The organism is Microbacterium xerophyticum, assembly GCF_053543555.1.
The window spans coordinates 104002-122620 of record NZ_JBLVOB010000007.1 but is presented as its reverse complement, the minus strand read 5'-3'; the positions used below and the strand labels follow the sequence as shown (position 1 = coordinate 122620).

Below are 18619 nucleotides of genomic sequence, written 5' to 3'. Positions count from 1 at the left end.
TCAGTTCAGGTTGCCAGCCGAGCAGGTGTCCTGCCCGACGTTCGTGCCGCTGACCTCGGGAGGAAGCGTCGCGCGGTCGTCTGGGGCGGGGCTCTCCTCGGGGGCGGGGCTGTCCTCCGGCGCGGGCTCCGTCGGGGGAGTGACCTCCTCCACACCGCCGTTGGGACTGGCCCCACCGGTGAGCTCCAGCGACTGGTTCGCGGCGAGGGCATCCCAGAGCGCGGCGGCGGAGTCGTAGTCCGGCACGACCTTGTCCTCGTCGTACGGGGCGGTGAAGCTCGGGTACTGCACGAACACGAAGTCGTCGAACGGCACATCCTTGATCGCGAGGGCGAGCTGCCCGAGCCTCAACGGATTCGAAAGAGAGTCGCTGGGCACGATGTTCTCCGCCACCGTGCTCGCCAGGCGCAGCACCTTCGAAGGATCGCTGAGCACTTCGTCGCTCAGGATCTTCCTGGCCAGGCGCGACATGTACTGCTGCTGGTTCGAGATGCGCGCGAGGTCGCTCTCGTCGCCAACGCCGTGCCTGGTGCGCAGGAACTGCAGCGCCTCCAGGCCCTTCACGTTGCGGGTGCCGGCCGGCCAGTCGATGCCGGTCTGGGTGTCGCTGAGCCCCGGTTCGCCGATGCACACCTCGACGCCGCCGATCGCATCCGTCATCTGGATCACGCCGTCGAAGCTCAGTTTGGCGGCCATGCTGATCGGCACGCCGGTGAGCTCCGTGATCGTCTGCGCCACGCACGAGAGCCCTGCATGGCCGTACACGCTGTTGAGCGACTGGGTTCCCTGCGCCGACGCGACCGACCCGTCATCGAGCTCGCACTCCGGGACCTCGACCATGAGGTCGCGGGGGAACGACACGACGGTCACCTTTCGCGGCGATTCCGACACGTGCACGAGCAGGTTCGCGTCGTTCAGGATGCCTTCGTCGCTCTCCTCGCAGCGTTCGCCGAGCCAGCGATCGGAGATCGGGCCGCATTCGTCGGTCCCGAGCACGAGCACATCGAAGGCGCCGGGGAACTCGCCGAGCGCCGGTGGTGCGATGTCCGGTGCCCCTTCGAGACCGACGGAATCCGCCGTCGCACGCGTCGCGAGATCGATCGCGATGAATGCGCCGACACCGATCGTCGCCACCAGGACGGTGCTGAGCGCTGCGCCGAGCAGCTTCAAGCCGGTCGATGTCCTGCTCGGCGACGGCAGCGTCGCGTGGCGGGCGACCGTCGAGCGGTGGAGCGCGTCGGGCAGCTTCTTCATCCGGTGTCCTCCGATCCTGCCTGACGCTAACACGTAGCCGTTACTCAGCTGATACCGGATCGCAACACGGATGCGTTTGGATTCCAGGAGCGTGCTGGGTAACGTCATTGCATCACCGTGTTACGGAGCGATGACGCCCCGGCACGCGCAAGGAAGCGCCCCAACAGGGAAGGTACACAGCATGCACCACACATCCATGCGTCGGCGAGGGCTCATCGCCGTCACCGGCACCGCGATCGCAGCGATGCTGCTCGCGGGCTGCGTCGCCAGCGATCGCGGCGACGACTCAGGAGAGCCGGAGGGCGACGTCGACAGCACGTTCGTATTCGCGGCCTCCTCAGACCCGGCCAGCCTCGACCCGGCGTTCGCTCAGGACGGCGAGAGCTTCCGCGTCTCGCGTCAGATCTTCGAGGGTCTCGTCGGCACCGAGCCAGGTACAGCCGATCCCGCTCCGCTGCTGGCGGAGTCGTGGGAGTCGGCCGAGGACGGCATGTCGCACACCTTCACCCTGAAGGAGGACGTCACCTTCCACGACGGCACACCGTTCAACGCGGAGGCCGTCTGCGTGAACTTCGACCGCTGGTTCAACTGGACCGGTCTCGCCGCCTCCGAGGCGTTCGGCTACTACTACAGCAAGCTGTTCCACGGCTACGCCTCCAATGCCGCCGACGCGGTCTACAAGTCGTGCACCCCGGACGGCGACTACAGCGTCACGGTCGAGCTGAACAAGCCGTTCGCCGGCTTCATCCCCGCACTGTCCCTGCCGGCGTTCGCGATGCAGAGCCCGGCAGCGATGCAGGAGTTCGCGGCCGACGAGGTCGGCGGTTCTGCTGAGGCGCCCGCGCTGTCCGAGTACGCCATGGGGCACCCGGTCGGCACCGGCCCCTTCCAGTTCGAGGAGTGGGCGCCCGGCGAGCAGGTCACGCTGACGTCCTACCCCGAGTACTGGGGTGAGAAGGGCCAGATCGAGGAGATCATCTTCCGCACGATCGACGACCCGACCGCACGCCGCCAGTCCCTCGAAGCCGGCGACATCGACGGCTACGACCTGGGCGGCCCCGCCGACACGGCGGCCCTCGAGGAAGACGGCTTCACGATGGTGTCGCGTCCTCCGTTCACGATCCTGTACCTGGCGTTCAACCAGCAGATTCCCGAGCTGCAGGACCCGAAGGTGCGCGAGGCGCTGTCCTACGCGATCGACAAGGACGCGCTGATCAGCCAGGTGCTCCCCGAGGGCACCGAGAAGGCGACGCAGTTCATGCCGGACAGCGTCAACGGCTACAACGAGGACGTCACGACCTACGAATACGACGTCGACAAGGCCAAGTCGCTGCTGGCGGAAGCCGGCTACGACGAGGCCAACCCGTTGAAGCTGACCTTCAACTACCCGGTCAACGTCTCGCGTCCGTACATGCCGGACCCCGAGCAGATCTTCACGGTGCTGTCCTCGCAGCTGGCCGAGGCCGGCGTCGAGACCACTCCGGTCTCGGAGGAGTGGGTCGAGTACCTCGACCGCACCACCGGGACCGCGGATCACGGCATCCACCTGCTCGGCTGGACCGGCGACTACAACGACACCGACAACTTCGTCGGCGTCTTCTTCGGCGCTCAGAGCTCGGAGTGGGGCTTCGACAACCCCGAGCTGTTCAACGCCCTGGCCGAGGCGCGCGGTGTGCCTGACCTCGAGGAGCAGACCGGCCTCTACCAGGACATCAACGAGATGGTCGCCGAGTTCATCCCCGGCGTCCCGCTCGCGCATCCCGCTCCCACCCTGGCCTTCGACCCCCGCGTCGAGAGCTACCCTGCCAGCCCGGTGAACGACGAGGTCTTCACGGACATCGTCCTCACCAAGTAAGGGTTCACGCAGCGGCACTCCACCCCCGCGTGGGGTGGAGTGCCGTTGCACCTGAAAAGCTGGGAGTACTTCTTGCTGCGCACCATCGGCAGGCGACTGCTGTTCCTCATCCCCACCCTGTTCGGCCTGAGCATCCTGCTCTTCGCCTGGGTCAGGGCCCTCCCCGGCGGGCCGGCCGTGGCGCTGCTCGGGGAGAAGGCCACCCCCGAGGCGATCGAACGGGTCAACAAGCTCTACGGATTCGACCGTCCTCTCATCGAGCAGTACTTCGTCTGGATCGGACGACTGCTGCAGGGCGACTTCGGCACATCGATCCAGACCAACCGCCCAGTGCTGGAGGAGTTCTTCCGGCGCTTCCCCGCGACGATCGAGCTGTCGATCGCGGCGCTCATCATCGCGGTCGGCGTCGGAATCCCCCTGGGCTACTGGGCCGCACGTCGGCACGGGAAGTTCAGCGATCACTCCGCCGTCGTGCTGAGCCTGGTCGGCATCACGATCCCGGTGTTCTTCCTGGCGTTCATCCTGAAGTACATCTTCGCGGTGCAGCTGGGCTGGCTTCCGGCCGACGGCAGGCAGAGCCCGCGCATCGACGCCACCCATCCCACCGGGTTCTACGTGTGGGACGGCATCATCACCGGCGAGTTCGATGCGTCCTGGGACGCGATCCTGCACCTCATCCTCCCGGCGCTCGCGCTCGGCACGATCCCGCTCGCGATCATCGTGCGCATCACGAGGGCCAGTGTCCTCGAGGTGCAGAACGCGGACTACGTGCGTACAGGTCGGGCGAAGGGCGTCGCCAACTCCACGCTGCGCGGAAGGTTCATCCTGCGCAACGCGCTGCTCCCCGTGGTCACGACGATCGGTCTGCAGACCGGCCTGCTGATCTCGGGAGCGGTGCTGACCGAGACCGTGTTCGCCTACCCGGGAATCGGATCGTTCCTGGCGAGGGCGATCTTCACCCGTGACTTCCCCGTGCTGCAGGGCTTCATCATCTTCATCGCGATCGCGTACGCGCTGATCAACCTCGCGGTGGATGTCTCCTACAGCCTGATCGACCCGAGAGTGAGGGTCCAGTGAGTATTCCTCTTCCCCCCGCGCAGGGCGGCGAGATCATCGACACGGTCTCCCTCGCCCAGACCGAGATGAAGGATGCCGGCGGCGGCTTCTGGCGCGACGTCTTCCGGCGTCTGCGACACAGCCCGACGGCGTGGACCGGTGCGGTGAGCGTGCTGCTGTTCCTCCTCGTCGCCGCCCTGGCGCCGATCCTGGCGCCGTACCCCGAGACGGCGCTGCCCGGTGCGAAGTTCATCACGCCGACGCACATTCCTGGCCCCGGCGAGCTCCCGGAGTTCCCGCTCGGCCTCGACCGCTTCGGCGGGGACGTGCTCTCCAAGCTCATCTGGGGTGCGCAGGCCTCGCTCATGGTCGGCATCATCTCCACCGCGATGGGCCTGGTCGGCGGCATGATCCTCGGACTCATCGCCGGCACGTTCGGCGGCTGGGTCGACACGATCATCATGCGCATCGTCGACATCATCCTCTCGGTGCCGAACCTGCTCCTGGCGGTCTCGATCGCGGCGATCCTCGGCCAGACCCCGTACGCGGTGATGATCGCGATCGGTGCGTCGCAGGTGCCGATCTTCGCGCGCCTGCTCCGTGCATCCATGCTGCAGCAGCGCTCGAGCGACTACGTGCTCTCGGCGCAGACGCTCGGCCTCGGGCGCGGACGCATCACGATGTCGCACGTGCTGCCCAACGCGATCGGCCCCGTCATCGTGCAGGGCACGCTGACGCTCGCCACCGCGGTCATCGACGCGGCAGCGCTGTCGTTCCTCGGTCTCGGCGGCGGACGCCCGGAGACGGCCGAGTGGGGGCGGATGCTGACCTACGCGCAGAGCGAGCTCGCGATCGCGCCGTGGCTGGCGTTCTTCCCCGGTATCTGCATCGCGGTCACCGCTCTCGGGTTCACGCTGTTCGGTGAATCGCTGCGGGAGTCGATGGACCCGAGGACGAGGGCGCGCTGACATGGCCACGGACACCACCAAGGAACAGGGCAAGGAACCACAGGGCATGAGCACTCCGCTGCTGTCGGTCGAGGGCCTCGCCGTCGACTTCAACACGACCGACGGGGTCGTGCACGCCGTCGAGGGCGTGGACCTCGAGATCTCCGAGGGCGAGACCGTCGCGATCGTGGGGGAGTCCGGCTCCGGAAAGTCCACGACGGCGATGGCCATCATCGGGCTGCTCGCCGGCGGCGGACGCATCGCCGCGGGCAGCATCCGTCTCGACGGCCGTGAGATCTCGAAGGCTCCCGAGAACGAGATGCGCGCGATCCGCGGACGCCACATCGGCCTCGTGCCGCAGGATCCGATGTCGAACCTCAACCCGGTCGCGAAGGTCGGCACGCAGGTCGCGGAGACGCTGCTCGCGCACGGCCTGGCCAATCGGCAGAACGTCTCGGCGAAGGTCGTCGAGGCGCTCGAGGCTGCGGGTCTCCCAGACGCCGCGAAGCGCGCCAAGCAGTACCCGCACGAGTTCTCCGGCGGTATGCGCCAGCGTGCACTGATCGCGATCGGTCTCGCCTGCAAGCCCAGGCTGCTGATCGCGGACGAGCCGACCAGCGCGCTGGATGTCACGGTGCAGCAGACGATCCTCGATCAGATCGGCACGATGACCCGCGAGCTCGGCACCGCCGTACTGCTGATCACCCACGATCTGGGGCTGGCCGCCGAACGCGCCGAACGCGTGATCGTGATGCATCGCGGCAAGGTGGTCGAGCAGGGCGACGCCAAGCAGATCCTCGAGGATCCGCAGCATCCGTACACGCAGTCGCTCGTCAAGGCCGCGCCGTCGGTCGCGGTCGCACGCCTGCGGCCTGAGGCGTTCGGCAGCACGACGCCCGGCGGCACCGAGCGTGCTGAGCGCGAGCAGCCGGCCGAGACCCCGGCCAAGACCGACAACATCGTCGAGTTCGAGAACCTCACGAAGGTGTACCCGGTACGCGGACGAGGCGACGACTTCGTCGCCGTCAACGATGTGTCGCTCGTGATCCCGCGCGGGGAGACCGTCGCGATCGTGGGCGAGTCCGGCTCCGGCAAGACGACGACGGCTCGGATGCTGCTGAAGGTGATCGAGCCGACGAGCGGACTGATCAGGTTCGAGGGCAAGGACGTCTCCACCCTCAGCCGTGCCGAGACGCGGGACTTCCGTCAGCGGGTGCAGCCGATCTTCCAGGACCCGTACTCGAGCCTGAACCCGATGTTCACGATCGAGCGGCTGATCGCCGAGCCGCTGGAGTTCTACCGGCGCGGCAGCGGCGCCGATCGGCGCAAGCGCGTGCGACAGCTGCTCGACGACGTCGCGCTGCCGCAGTCGATGCTGCGGCGCTATCCTTCGGAGCTCTCCGGCGGACAGCGCCAGCGCGTCGCGATCGCGCGGGCGCTCGCTCTCTCGCCCGATCTCATCGTGTGCGACGAGCCGGTCTCGGCGCTCGACGTGCTGGTGCAGGACCAGATCCTGCGCCTTCTCGGCGACCTGCAGCGCGAGTACGGGCTCAGCTACCTCTTCATCTCGCACGACCTCGCCGTCGTGCGCCTGATCAGCGACTACGTCTGCGTGATGAAGGACGGCGCTCTCGTGGAGGCAGCGACGAGCGAGGAGATCTTCACGAATCCGCGCGATCCGTACACCCGCCGCCTTCTGGCGTCGATCCCCGGCAACGAGCTCAACATCGCCTGACTGCATCCGTCGGGGAAGCGGTCGCAGGGCCTTTTACCGCAGCATCCGGAATTGGTCAAGGATTCCGCTTGCCATGTCGTGAAATCGGACGTATAGTTGTTCTTTGCGCCTCGGTTCTCCCTGCCCTCATATGGTGGTCGGCAGATGTTGAGCATACGAGTGCGCACTCCACCTGACGACAAAGGAATCGAGAAGCCCTGCGGGGCTCACGGAGGTTATTCCCTTGGCTGCTGCTCGCAACGCATCCACATCCACCACCAACAAGAACGGACGCGGAGCTTCCCGTCTTTCGTTCGCCAAGATCTCCGACACGCTGACGGTCCCTGACCTTCTCGCGCTGCAGACGGAGTCCTTCGACTGGCTCGTCGGCAACGACACCTGGAAGGCTCGTGTCGCAGAGGGCAAGAAGGCCGGTCGCAAGGATCTCAACGAGTTCAGCGGTCTGGAGGAGATCTTCGAGGAGATCTCTCCGATCGAGGACCTCAGCGAGACGATGCAGCTGAGCTTCACCAACCCGTACCTCGAGCCGGAGAAGTACTCGATCGACGAGTGCAAGGAGCGCGGCAAGACCTACGCCGCCCCGCTCTACGTCGAGGCCGAGTTCATGAACCACCAGACCGGTGAGATCAAGACTCAGACCGTCTTCATGGGTGACTTCCCGCTGCAGACCAGCCGCGGAACCTTCATCATCAACGGCACCGAGCGCGTCGTCGTGTCGCAGCTCGTGCGCTCGCCGGGTGTCTACTTCGACAAGACCCCAGACAAGACCTCCGACAAGGACATCGTCTCGGCGCGCGTCATCCCGAGCCGCGGTGCATGGCTCGAGTTCGAGATCGACAAGCGCGACCAGGTCGGCGTGCGCATCGACCGCAAGCGCAAGCAGTCCGTCACGGTCTTCCTCAAGGCGCTGGGCATGACCAGCGAGGAGATCCTCGTCGAGTTCGCCGGGTACCCCTCCATCGAGGAGACCCTCGCGAAGGACACGATCCTCACCAAGGAAGACGCGCTGCGCGACATCTACCGCAAGCTCCGTCCGGGCGAGCAGGTCGCCGCCGAGGCCGCCCGCGCGCTGCTGGACAACTTCTACTTCAACGCGAAGCGCTACGACCTCGCGAAGGTCGGTCGTTACAAGATCAACCAGAAGCTGGGCCTGAACCAGCCGCTGGACTCGTCGGTGCTGACCGTCGAGGACATCGTCGCGACCATCAAGTACCTCGTGCGTCTGCACCGTGGCGACGAGACCTTCGAGGGGCTCCGCGGCGGCAAGAAGGCCGAGATCCGCATGTCGACCGACGACATCGACAACTTCGGCAACCGCCGTATCCGCGCCGTCGGCGAGCTCATCCAGAACCAGGTCCGCACGGGCCTGTCCCGCATGGAGCGCGTCGTCCGCGAGCGCATGACCACGCAGGACATCGAGGCGATCACGCCGCAGACCCTGATCAACGTGCGCCCCGTCGTCGCAGCGATCAAGGAGTTCTTCGGAACATCGCAGCTGTCGCAGTTCATGGACCAGAATAACCCGCTCGCGGGTCTGACCCACAAGCGCCGCCTCTCGGCGCTCGGCCCTGGTGGTCTGTCCCGTGACCGTGCAGGCGTCGAGGTCCGTGACGTTCACCCGTCGCACTACGGCCGCATGTGCCCGATCGAGACCCCTGAAGGCCCGAACATCGGTCTGATCGGCTCGCTCGCGACCTTCGCGCGCATCAACTCCTTCGGTTTCATCGAGACCCCGTACCGTCGCGTCGTCAACGGTCAGGTCACGGATGACATCGACTACCTGACCGCCTCCGAGGAGAACGACTTCATCGTCGCTCAGGCCAACGCGCCGCTCAAGGCAGACGGTCACTTCCGCGAAGAGCGCGTCCTGGCCCGCCGCCCCGGTGGCGAGGTCGACGTGTTCGCGCCGGAGGAGATCGGCTACATGGACGTCTCGCCGCGCCAGATGGTGTCGGTCGCGACCTCGCTCGTGCCGTTCCTCGAGCACGATGACGCTCAGCGCGCGCTCATGGGCGCCAACATGCAGCGTCAGGCTGTGCCGCTGCTGCGCAGCGACTCCCCGCTGGTCGGAACCGGTATGGAGGGCTACGCGGCCATCGACGCCGGCGACGTCATCAGCGCCGACAAGGCCGGTGTCGTCACCGAGGTCTCCGCTGACCGCGTCGTGCTCCAGCTCGACGAGGGCGGCACCAAGGAGTACTACCTCCGCAAGTTCGACCGCTCGAACCAGGGAACCTCTTACAACCAGAAGGTTCTCGTGTCGGCAGGCGAGCGCGTCGAGGTCAACGAGGTCATCGCCGACGGTCCTGCGACCCAGAACGGTGAGCTCGCCCTCGGTAAGAACCTGCTCGTCGCGTTCATGACCTGGGAAGGCTACAACTTCGAGGATGCGATCATCCTCAGCCAGGACCTGGTGAAGGACGACACGCTCTCCTCGATCCACATCGAGGAGTACGAGGTCGACTCCCGCGACACGAAGCTCGGCAAGGAGGAGATCACCCGTGACCTCCCCAACGTCAGCCCCGAGCTGCTGAAGGATCTCGACGAGCGCGGCATCATCCGCATCGGCGCCGAGGTCCGCCCCGGCGACATCCTCGTCGGCAAGGTCACGCCGAAGGGTGAGACCGAGCTGTCGGCCGAGGAGCGCCTGCTCCGCGCGATCTTCAACGAGAAGAGCCGCGAGGTCCGTGACACCTCCCTGAAGGTGCCCCACGGTGAGCAGGGCACGATCATCGCGGTCAAGGAGTTCAACGCCGAAGACGGCGATGACGAGCTCGGCTCCGGCGTCAACCGCCGCGTCGTGGTCTACATCGCCCAGAAGCGCAAGATCACCGAGGGCGACAAGCTCGCCGGCCGTCACGGCAACAAGGGTGTCATCGCCAAGATCCTGCCGATCGAGGACATGCCGTTCCTTCCGGACGGCACCCCGGTCGACATCGTCCTGAACCCGCTCGGAATCCCCGGTCGAATGAACTTCGGCCAGGTGCTGGAGACCCACCTCGGGTGGATCGCCAAGCAGGGCTGGAAGGTCGAGGGCAACCCCGAGTGGGCTGCGCACCTGCCGAAGGACGCCTTCGAGGCGGCTCCAGGCACCAAGGTCGCGACCCCGGTGTTCGACGGTGCGGAAGAGCAGGAGATCGCCGGTCTTCTCGACTCGACGCTCCCGACGCGCGACGGTGACCGCCTGATCGACTCGACCGGTAAGACGCAGCTGTTCGACGGCCGCTCCGGTGAGCCGTTCCCTGCGCCGATCTCGGTGGGCTACATGTACATCCTGAAGCTGCACCACCTGGTCGACGACAAGATCCACGCGCGTTCGACGGGTCCGTACTCAATGATCACCCAGCAGCCGCTCGGTGGTAAGGCGCAGTTCGGTGGACAGCGCTTCGGTGAGATGGAGGTGTGGGCCCTCGAGGCCTACGGCGCCGCATACGCCCTCCAGGAGCTCCTCACGATCAAGTCCGACGACATCCTCGGCCGCGTCAAGGTGTACGAGGCGATCGTCAAGGGCGAGAACATCCAGGAGCCCGGCATCCCCGAGTCGTTCAAGGTGCTCATGAAGGAGATGCAGTCGCTCTGCCTGAACGTCGAGGTCCTCTCGGCAGACGGCACGGCGGTCAACCTCCGCGACACCGACGACGAGGCATTCCGCGCAGCGGAGGAGCTCGGTATCAACATCTCCAGCCGATTCGAGTCCGCCTCGATCGACGAGATCTGATCCGGCCGATAACGAATTCTTATTGAGACACAGGAGAACTAGTGCTCGAGTCAAACACCTTCGATGAGCTTCGCATCGGCCTGGCCACCGCTGACGACATCCGCGGATGGTCATACGGTGAGGTCAAGAAGCCTGAAACCATCAACTACCGCACGCTCAAGCCCGAGAAGGACGGCCTCTTCGGAGAGCAGATCTTCGGACCGTCCCGCGACTGGGAGTGCGCATGCGGTAAGTACAAGCGCGTCCGCTTCAAGGGCATCGTGTGCGAGCGCTGCGGCGTGGAGGTCACCAAGAGCTCCGTCCGTCGCGAGCGCATGGGCCACATCGAGCTCGCCGCGCCCGTCACCCACATCTGGTACTTCAAGGGCGTCCCGTCGCGCCTCGGATACCTGCTGGACATGGCACCGAAGGACCTGGAGAAGGTCATCTACTTCGCGGCGTACATGGTCATCTCGGTCGACGAGGATGCTCGTCACCGCGACCTCGCCACGCAGGAGAACAACATCCGCCTCGAGCTGAAGACGCTCGGCGACCGCCGCGACGCGAAGATCGCTGAGCGCCTGTCGCGCCTGGAGGAGGAGCTCGCAGCCCTTGAGGCCGAGGGCGCCAAGGCCGACGCGAAGAAGAAGGTCAAGGATGCCGCGGAGAAGGAGATGACTCTCCTTCGCAAGGGCCACGACGAGCAGATCGCCAAGCTCGAGCGCGTGTGGGAAGACTTCCGCACGCTCCAGGTCGGCGCTCTTCGTCCGGAGGACGATGTCTTCCACGAGCTGCAGGACCGCTTCGGTCAGTACTTCGAGGCCCACATGGGCGCGGAGTCGATCCAGCGTCGCCTCGCGGCCTTCGACCTGAAGGCGGAGGCCGAGAGTCTGCACCTTCAGATCTCCGAGGGCAAGGGACAGCGCAAGATCCGTGCGATCAAGCGTCTGAAGGTCGTCAACTCGTTCCTGGAGACCGGCATGAGCCCGGCATCCATGGTCCTCGACGTCGTCCCGGTGATCCCGCCGGAGCTGCGCCCGATGGTGCAGCTCGACGGTGGCCGCTTCGCGCCCAGCGACCTGAACGACCTGTACCGCCGCGTGATCAACCGCAACAACCGTCTTCGTCGTCTGATCGACCTCGGTGCTCCCGAGATCATCGTCAACAACGAGAAGCGCATGCTGCAGGAGGCCGTCGACGCACTGTTCGACAACGGCCGCCGTGGTCGTCCCGTCACCGGTACCGGCAACCGCGCCCTGAAGTCCCTCAGCGACATGCTGAAGGGCAAGCAGGGTCGTTTCCGTCAGAACCTGCTCGGAAAGCGCGTCGACTACTCCGGCCGTTCGGTCATCGTCGTCGGCCCGCAGCTGCAGCTGCACCAGTGCGGTCTGCCCAAGCAGATGGCTCTGGAGCTCTTCAAGCCGTTCGTGATCAAGCGCCTGATCGACCTCGGTCACTCGCAGAACATCAAGGCCGCGAAGCGCGCCGTCGAGCGCACCCGTCCCGAGGTCTGGGACGTGCTCGAGGAGATCATCCGCGAGCGTCCGGTGCTGCTCAACCGTGCACCGACCCTGCACCGCCTGGGCATCCAGGCCTTCGAGCCTCAGCTCGTCGAGGGCAAGGCCATCCAGCTGCACCCGCTCGTCTGCGCGGCGTTCAACGCCGACTTCGACGGTGACCAGATGGCTGTGCACCTGCCGCTGTCGGTCGAGGCTCAGGCCGAGGCCCGCGTGCTGATGCTCGCATCGAACAACATCCTGAAGCCGTCCGACGGCCGTCCGGTCACCCTGCCTTCGCAGGACATGATCATCGGCCTCCACCACCTCACCGTGGTCAAGGACGGCGCGAAGGGCGAGGGCCGTGCCTTCGGCTCCGTCTCCGAGGCGATCCTCGCCAAGGACGAGGGAACCCTCGACCTGCAGGCGAAGGTGCGCATCCGCATCCCTGGTCTGACCTTCCTCGAAGGACAGGCGCCTGAGGGCTACGAGCGCCACGGACTCGTCGACGCCTCGCTGGGTCAGGCGATCTTCAACGCCACGCTCCCGAAGGGCTACCCGTTCGTGCGCGAGCCTGCCGACAAGGGCAAGCTGTCGCAGATCGTCAACAAGCTGGCCGAGGAGTACCCCAAGGTCGAGACGGCGGCGACGCTGGACCGCATCAAGGATGCCGGCTTCTACTGGGCCACTCGTTCGGGTGTGACCGTCGCGCTGAGCGACGTGCTCACTCCTCCGAACAAGAAGGAGATCGTCGCCAAGCACGAGAAGCTTGCTGCGAAGGTCCAGTCCCAGTACGAGAAGGGTCTCACCACCGACGCCGAGCGTCGTCAGGAGCTCATCAAGATCTGGACCGAGGCAACCGACGAGGTTCAGGTCGCGATGCGCGAGAACTTCCCTGAGGACAACACCATCAACCGCATGGTGTCCTCCGGTGCTCGTGGTAACTGGCTGCAGATCCGCAACATCGCGGGTATGCGTGGTCTGGTGAACAACCCCAAGGGTGAGATCATCCCCCGTCCGATCATCTCCTCGTACCGCGAGGGTCTGTCGGTGGCGGAGTACTTCATCGCGACGCACGGTACCCGTAAGGGTCTGGCCGACACCGCTCTGCGTACCGCCGACTCGGGTTACCTGACCCGTCGTCTGGTGGACGTCTCGCAGGACGTCATCATCCGCGAAGAGGACTGCGGCACATCGAAGGGCCTCGAGCTCCCGATCGCCGCTCCGAACTCGCAGGGTGAGCTCGTGCGCGACGCGAACGTCGAGAACTCGGTGTTCGCCCGCACGCTGGCCGCTGACGTGATCGACAGCAAGGGCGAGGTTCTCGCCTCTGCCGGCGACGACGTCGGAGACGTCCTGATCGACAAGCTCGTCGAGCTCGGTGTCGACACCATCAAGGTGCGCTCCGTGCTGACCTGCGACTCGGCTGTCGGCGTCTGCGCGCAGTGCTACGGCCGTTCGCTGGCGACGGGTAAGACCGTCGACATCGGCGAGGCCGTCGGCATCATCGCGGCGCAGTCGATCGGTGAGCCCGGTACCCAGCTGACGATGCGTACGTTCCACACCGGTGGTTCGGCATCGGCGGACGACATCACCCAGGGTCTGCCCCGTGTGCAGGAGCTCTTCGAGGCTCGTACGCCGAAGGGCGCATCGCCGATCGCCGAGGCCGACGGCCGCATCACGATCGACGAGACCGACAAGGCCAAGAAGGTCATCCTCACGCCCGACAACGGCGATGAGGAGGTCATCTACCCGGTGCTGAAGCGTGCGACGCTTCTCGTCGAGGACGGCCAGCACGTCACGGTCGGTCAGCCGATCCTGGTGGGCACGCTCGACCCCAAGGAGGTCATGCGCGTCATGGGTGCTCGCGAGGTGCAGCGTTACCTCGTCGGCGGCGTCCAGGGCGTGTACCGCTCGCAGGGTGTGCCGATCCACGACAAGCACATCGAGGTCATCGTCCGTCAGATGCTCCGCAAGGTCACCGTCGTCGATCACGCCGACACGACCCTGCTCCCGGGTGAGATGGTCGACCTCAAGCGCTACCAGGCGATCAACCGCGAGGCTGTCGCCGAGGGCAAGCGTCCGGCATCCGGTCGTTCGGAGCTGATGGGTATCACGAAGGCGTCGCTTGCGACCGAATCGTGGCTGTCGGCTGCGTCGTTCCAGGAGACGACCCGCGTGCTCACCGAGGCTGCCATGCAGGGCAAGCGCGACCCGCTGGTCGGTCTCAAGGAGAACGTCATCATCGGTAAGCTCATCCCCGCCGGAACGGGCCTCGCGAAGTACCGCGACGTCACGGTCGAGGCGACGGAGGAAGCCAAGAGCGAGCGCTACCCGAACCGGATCTTCGCATCCGACGGGGCGTACGCCGAGGGCGACTTCGGTTACGTCGACTTCGACGCGTTCTCGACGGATGACGTGACGCCCGGTACGTACAACTGAGCGTTCTGATCCACTGAAGAAGGCCCCAGGGTTCGCCCTGGGGCCTTCTTCGTATCTGGGGTGTGGGATCTCGCGAGTTGCTGTGCCGCCCTAGCGATGGCGGAAGACTTTCGCGGCTTCCCGCGCATCCAGACCCGCGAAAGTCTTCTGACGAGGCCTGGAAGGACGCGAGCGGATGCTGATCATGGGCCAGAATTGATGGATGCAGCAGAGCACTTCGAGCGCCGTCGTCATCGGCGACGCCCTCATCGACGAGATCCACGACGCCGGCGGCGTGCGCGAGCTGGTCGGCGGTGCCGCGTTGAACGTCGCCGTCGGCCTCCGCAGGCTCGGCGTCCCGACGACGCTCATCGCGATGGTCGGCGACGACGTGGCTGGCGCCCATATCCGCGAGTACCTCGCCGACCACGATGTGCGCCTGGTCGCCAGCGATGCGCCGCTCGGGTCTTCGCGTGCGGTCGTGCAGCGCGATGCGCGCGGCGAGCCCACCTACGTCTTCAACGAGGCGGCTCAGCGGCGCAGCATCCGCTACGGCGACGAAGCCCGCGCGGCGCTCGCCGACGCCGACCTGGCCGTGATCAGCTGCTTCCCTTTCGACGTGCCAGCTGAGGTGGATGCTGTCGCAGAGGCCCTCGTCGGCGTCAGAGTGGCGATCGACCCGAACCCGCGTTCCGGCATGCTCAGCGACCGCGGCGAGTTCGTGCGCGGGTTCGAGAGGCTTGCCGCGGATGCCGCGATCGTCAAGGTCGGCGCGGATGATGCCGCGCTGCTCTACGACGGCGATCTCGACGCTCTGCGGTCTCGGCTGCGGGAGCTGGGTGCCGACGCCGTGCTGGCGACGGCAGGCAAGGACGGCGCGACCCTCGAGGCGGATGCCGGCACCGTCGCCGCCCCGATCTCGCACCTGCCAGGAGCGGTCATCGACACTGTCGGCGCGGGCGATGCCACGCTCTCCGCCGTCGCCGCCGGCCTCGTCGGGGTGCGTCCGCAGGCGGCGGGGGACTGGCAGAAGCTGCTCGATCGGGCGATGGACGTCGCCGCCGCGACGTGTCGCGCGGAGGGCGGTCTGCTGCGCACGCCCGAGTCGCTCGAGGATGGTGAGCGCGGGGTCCGCGGGAGCTGACCGTTCGATTTCTTAGACCCGCTTCCGGCGGGTATGCTTGATTCTCGCGCCCCCGGTTGGCTGTACAAGCTGGACGGGTGTGCACTTGGCGAGTTACCCAAGCGGCCAAAGGGATCTGACTGTAAATCAGACTGCATCGCATTCGGGGGTTCGAATCCCTCACTCGCCACCACAGGGGTATTCGCGTATCTCGGGATTTTCATTCCCGTATCTCAGAATGCCAGGTCAAACGAGGAAAGCCACCGGATATCCGGTGGCTTTCCTCGTTTTGGGCTCGAAGAACGCCTTGTCGACAGGCCAGCGTGGGTTTAGCCGAAGAGCAGCCCCTGATGTCGGCCAGAGGTGTCCAGGACCCGCGAGCGTATAGAGCGGTCGTGCTGCGCCTACGGACCGGTGGTCGGAGGCGTCACCAGCTGGCTCATCCACTCGTGCCCGGGAGCGCGGGCGGACGTGAACTGGCCGCGCCCACCTTCCACAGGGTCATCGACGAGCGAGGGGTCAGCATGGCAACGACCGAAGCCACCACCACGAAACCGAAGTTGGCGCTCATCACTCGGGCACTTCTGATACCCATTCCGGCCGCGCTCCTCGCAGTCAGTCCACTGGCCATGGGCACCATGCAAGGCGATCCTCGTCCGGCGGCTTCAAGTATCGAAGTCGAGCGGTGGAACTTCGCAACGACTGCCGAGACAGTCGCGTTCGGTACCTTCGCGCTCTCACTGACGCCATCGCTGCTGGAATCGTTCAGGTGGCCTCGTGACTCTCGCATGCGGTGTGTCGCCACGACGATCTTGCTTGTCGTCGTGGTGGGAGCCATTGTCTTCATTGCATGTTGGATGGTGGGGCTACAGTTCTTTGCGATCCCCGCAACCGGCTAGCGCGACGGTTCCAGCCACGTGCGGGCTTGATGTCGCCGGTCTGCCGTAGGGTATGTCCCTGAGTGGGCGCAGCCTCACCGGAAACTATGCTGAAGGCGAGAGGAGGACGGATGAGCGAACTTGCAGGGCTGACGGTCGGGCAGATCCGACAGAAGGCGCGCGCGGACGCGGCGAACACCGCAGAGCTCTATCTCAAGGACGCCGTCATCCCCGTTGACCCCATCGCCATAGCCCGTGACATGGGCGCTCAGGTATTCTCGGCACAGCTTGGTGACGACGTCTACGGCATGGTGAAGGGCACGACCAACGGAATCGAGATCTTCGTCGACGTCGACAACCCCCGTGTGCGTCAGCGGTTCACTGTCGCGCATGAGGTGGGTCACGTCGTGGCTAATCGTGGGGTGCTCGAGGCGGGCGTCGGCTATGTCGAGAAGCGCTCCGAGGAGGGTTCGGGACGGGCGGACGAGATCTACGCCAACGAGTTCGCGGCGAGCATCCTCATGCCTGAGAACGACCTTCGTGAAGCGCATGGGAAGAACCCCAACATCTTCCAACTCGCCAGCCTGTTCGACGTCTCGACAAGCGCCATGGGGTGGCGGCTGCGCCACCTGAACCTCGCCTACTGATGTCCGACGACGCTCTTACGACTTTCGACGCGCTCCCAGATGACGCGGTTCCCGCGGCGCCCACGCTTCCCAAACCTGTCAGCGAGCCGGCCGGTGCTCGGGAGATGCAGGGCCTGACAGATGCGCCCTCGAAGACGGATCCGAACGTGCAACTGCTCGCCATGGCGTTCGCGTTCCACCCGTTCCACGCGCTGTTCGAAAGACTTGCCGTGTCGAGGTATCCACGTATCAAGGATCGGCGCGCGTGCGTGGAAAAGCACATCGCGACCGCACCGGTGCTGTACAAGTTTTGCTACGTTGCTGACTTTGTGGCGATCTGTGCTGTTGTTCTCATCCTTTTGGGGACGCTGGCTGTCGGGGCCGCGAAGACTCTCTTCGGGGTGTTCGTACCCCTCGGCTGATCAGAGTCCCCGATCCGGTGGACACATGACTTCCCAGGCGACCTTCTGCCCGTGCGCCGTCGTCGTGCGCGCCACTACTTAGACCGAAGACGAAGGCACTGCTGGATGCCGAACTCGCGTTGACTGTGTCTTCGCCCACCGATGACGCGCGCGCGGCGTCGTCGCGCCGCGCGCCGAGGAACGCTGACGACCGCGGCCGCCCATTACGAGCCGTTCACCCGCCGGGAGGCGCCACGGTCGAACCGCCGAATGGCTTGGAGGTATTCCCTGCGGGCGGCGAGGATCTTTGTCCGGTCATACGGATGCGGGCAGGGGATGTCTGCGTCGCGACGGATCCGTGGCGACCGCCACGTGGAAGACATCGCTGCGCCGGCCACGTTCTTGGTCACCCCGACGAGGTGGCGGTAAGACGCCGCGATGCGTGCATCGGCAGAGATGTCCAGTAGTGCGCGGCTGAGCGCAAGTCGTGACTGGATCGCGCTGATCTGTGTGCTGACGGCGGCCCGCGCGCCCTTACCTTCGCGGCGACGAACCAGAAATGGTGCCTCAGCGTAGTCTTCGACCGCGCGAAGAGCTTCGCCGTACATAAGTGCTCGTTTATCCGCGCGGGCATGCTGTTGCTGCCACGAGTACCCGAGGACTGCGAATCCCGCGGCGAGGAGCGCAGCGACGATGGTCGCTCCTGCCTCCGACAGCCAAAAACACGCCGACCACACACTGTCGCATGTCATGACTCGGCCTCGGAGAATCCGTGGGGAGCTTCCGCGAACGGCCAGGTCGCGTTACTGCTGCGCCAGTACTCGTCGGCGAACAGGTGGCGGGCAGCGAGGGCGAACAGCTCTTCAAGACCCTTGTCTGAAGTCCAACGGTGGGACGGCGGATCGTTGGGGTAGTACAGGCACAGGCTGTCGTCAGGCATGCGATGCGGGGAGAGAGCACCCGGGGCGGCGAACACTCTGGGGTAATCCCGGGGGTGCAGACCGTACCTGGGGTAGGGCGGGACGCGGTGGAACTCGACACGTATCGGAACCGGGTCGGCTCGCCCGGCCACCTGCACCTCGAGTGTGTACGTGAGGCGCCCCGGACGCTCCACCCGGCGCAGCGAGTTC

At 65.9% G+C, this 18619-nt stretch carries 13 protein-coding genes and 1 tRNA gene; 11 read left to right on the top strand and 3 right to left on the bottom strand.

All coding sequences use genetic code 11. The features are described from left to right. Positions 1–1254: an LCP family protein gene (locus tag ACNPNP_RS12045; RefSeq protein ID WP_448966280.1), complete on the bottom strand. Its 1254-nt coding sequence runs from the start codon at positions 1252–1254 to the stop codon at positions 1–3. A 181-nt stretch (positions 1255–1435) separates the two neighbouring features. Here ACNPNP_RS12045 and ACNPNP_RS12040 point away from each other — a divergent pair, with 181 nt between their 5' ends. From ACNPNP_RS12040 to ACNPNP_RS11990, 11 genes are all read left to right on the top strand, one after another. After that, positions 1436–3109 (top strand): ABC transporter substrate-binding protein, encoded by a 1674-nt coding sequence (locus tag ACNPNP_RS12040; protein WP_448966279.1) that lies wholly within the window; start codon positions 1436–1438, stop codon positions 3107–3109. A gap of 72 nt (positions 3110–3181) precedes the next feature. Then, positions 3182–4186, top strand: a complete 1005-nt coding sequence (locus ACNPNP_RS12035) for an ABC transporter permease (protein ID WP_448967245.1) — start codon at positions 3182–3184, stop codon at positions 4184–4186. Beyond that, on the top strand, positions 4183–5133 hold the full coding sequence (locus ACNPNP_RS12030; protein WP_448966278.1) for an ABC transporter permease: 951 nt from the start codon (positions 4183–4185) through the stop codon (positions 5131–5133). Before ACNPNP_RS12035 ends, ACNPNP_RS12030 begins: the two co-directional genes overlap by 4 nt. A gap of 1 nt (position 5134) precedes the next feature. Then, positions 5135–6847 (top strand): ABC transporter ATP-binding protein, encoded by a 1713-nt coding sequence (locus ACNPNP_RS12025; RefSeq protein WP_448966277.1) that lies wholly within the window; start codon positions 5135–5137, stop codon positions 6845–6847. Between the two features lie 223 nt (positions 6848–7070). Next, positions 7071–10565 carry a DNA-directed RNA polymerase subunit beta gene (gene rpoB / locus ACNPNP_RS12020; protein ID WP_448966276.1) on the top strand — a complete coding sequence of 1165 codons (3495 nt, stop codon included), beginning with the start codon at positions 7071–7073 and terminating at the stop codon, positions 10563–10565. A 41-nt stretch (positions 10566–10606) separates the two neighbouring features. After that, positions 10607–14482, top strand: a complete 3876-nt coding sequence (rpoC, locus tag ACNPNP_RS12015; RefSeq protein WP_448966275.1) for a DNA-directed RNA polymerase subunit beta' — start codon at positions 10607–10609, stop codon at positions 14480–14482. Between the two features lie 202 nt (positions 14483–14684). Beyond that, positions 14685–15605, top strand: coding sequence for a carbohydrate kinase family protein (locus tag ACNPNP_RS12010; protein ID WP_448966274.1), 921 nt, complete (start codon positions 14685–14687; stop codon positions 15603–15605). Positions 15606–15692: 87 nt separating this feature from the next. Further along, a tRNA-Tyr gene (locus ACNPNP_RS12005) sits at positions 15693–15777 on the top strand. A gap of 331 nt (positions 15778–16108) precedes the next feature. Beyond that, complete coding sequence (locus ACNPNP_RS12000; RefSeq protein ID WP_448966273.1) at positions 16109–16483, top strand: hypothetical protein; 375 nt, start codon at positions 16109–16111, stop codon at positions 16481–16483. 110 nt (positions 16484–16593) lie between these two features. Next, a complete protein-coding gene (locus ACNPNP_RS11995) occupies positions 16594–17109 on the top strand; it encodes an ImmA/IrrE family metallo-endopeptidase (protein WP_448966272.1) in 516 nt (171 codons plus the stop codon). Continuing rightward, complete coding sequence (locus tag ACNPNP_RS11990; RefSeq protein WP_448966271.1) at positions 17109–17510, top strand: hypothetical protein; 402 nt, start codon at positions 17109–17111, stop codon at positions 17508–17510. Before ACNPNP_RS11995 ends, ACNPNP_RS11990 begins: the two co-directional genes overlap by 1 nt. 203 nt (positions 17511–17713) lie before the next feature. On the opposite strand, the gene ACNPNP_RS11985 is transcribed toward ACNPNP_RS11990, so the two are convergent. Continuing rightward, entirely contained in the window at positions 17714–18097 is a 384-nt protein-coding gene (locus tag ACNPNP_RS11985) for a hypothetical protein (protein ID WP_448966270.1), read from the bottom strand. A gap of 140 nt (positions 18098–18237) precedes the next feature. Continuing rightward, complete coding sequence (locus tag ACNPNP_RS11980; protein WP_448966269.1) at positions 18238–18429, bottom strand: hypothetical protein; 192 nt, start codon at positions 18427–18429, stop codon at positions 18238–18240. Positions 18430–18619 lie beyond the last annotated feature (190 nt).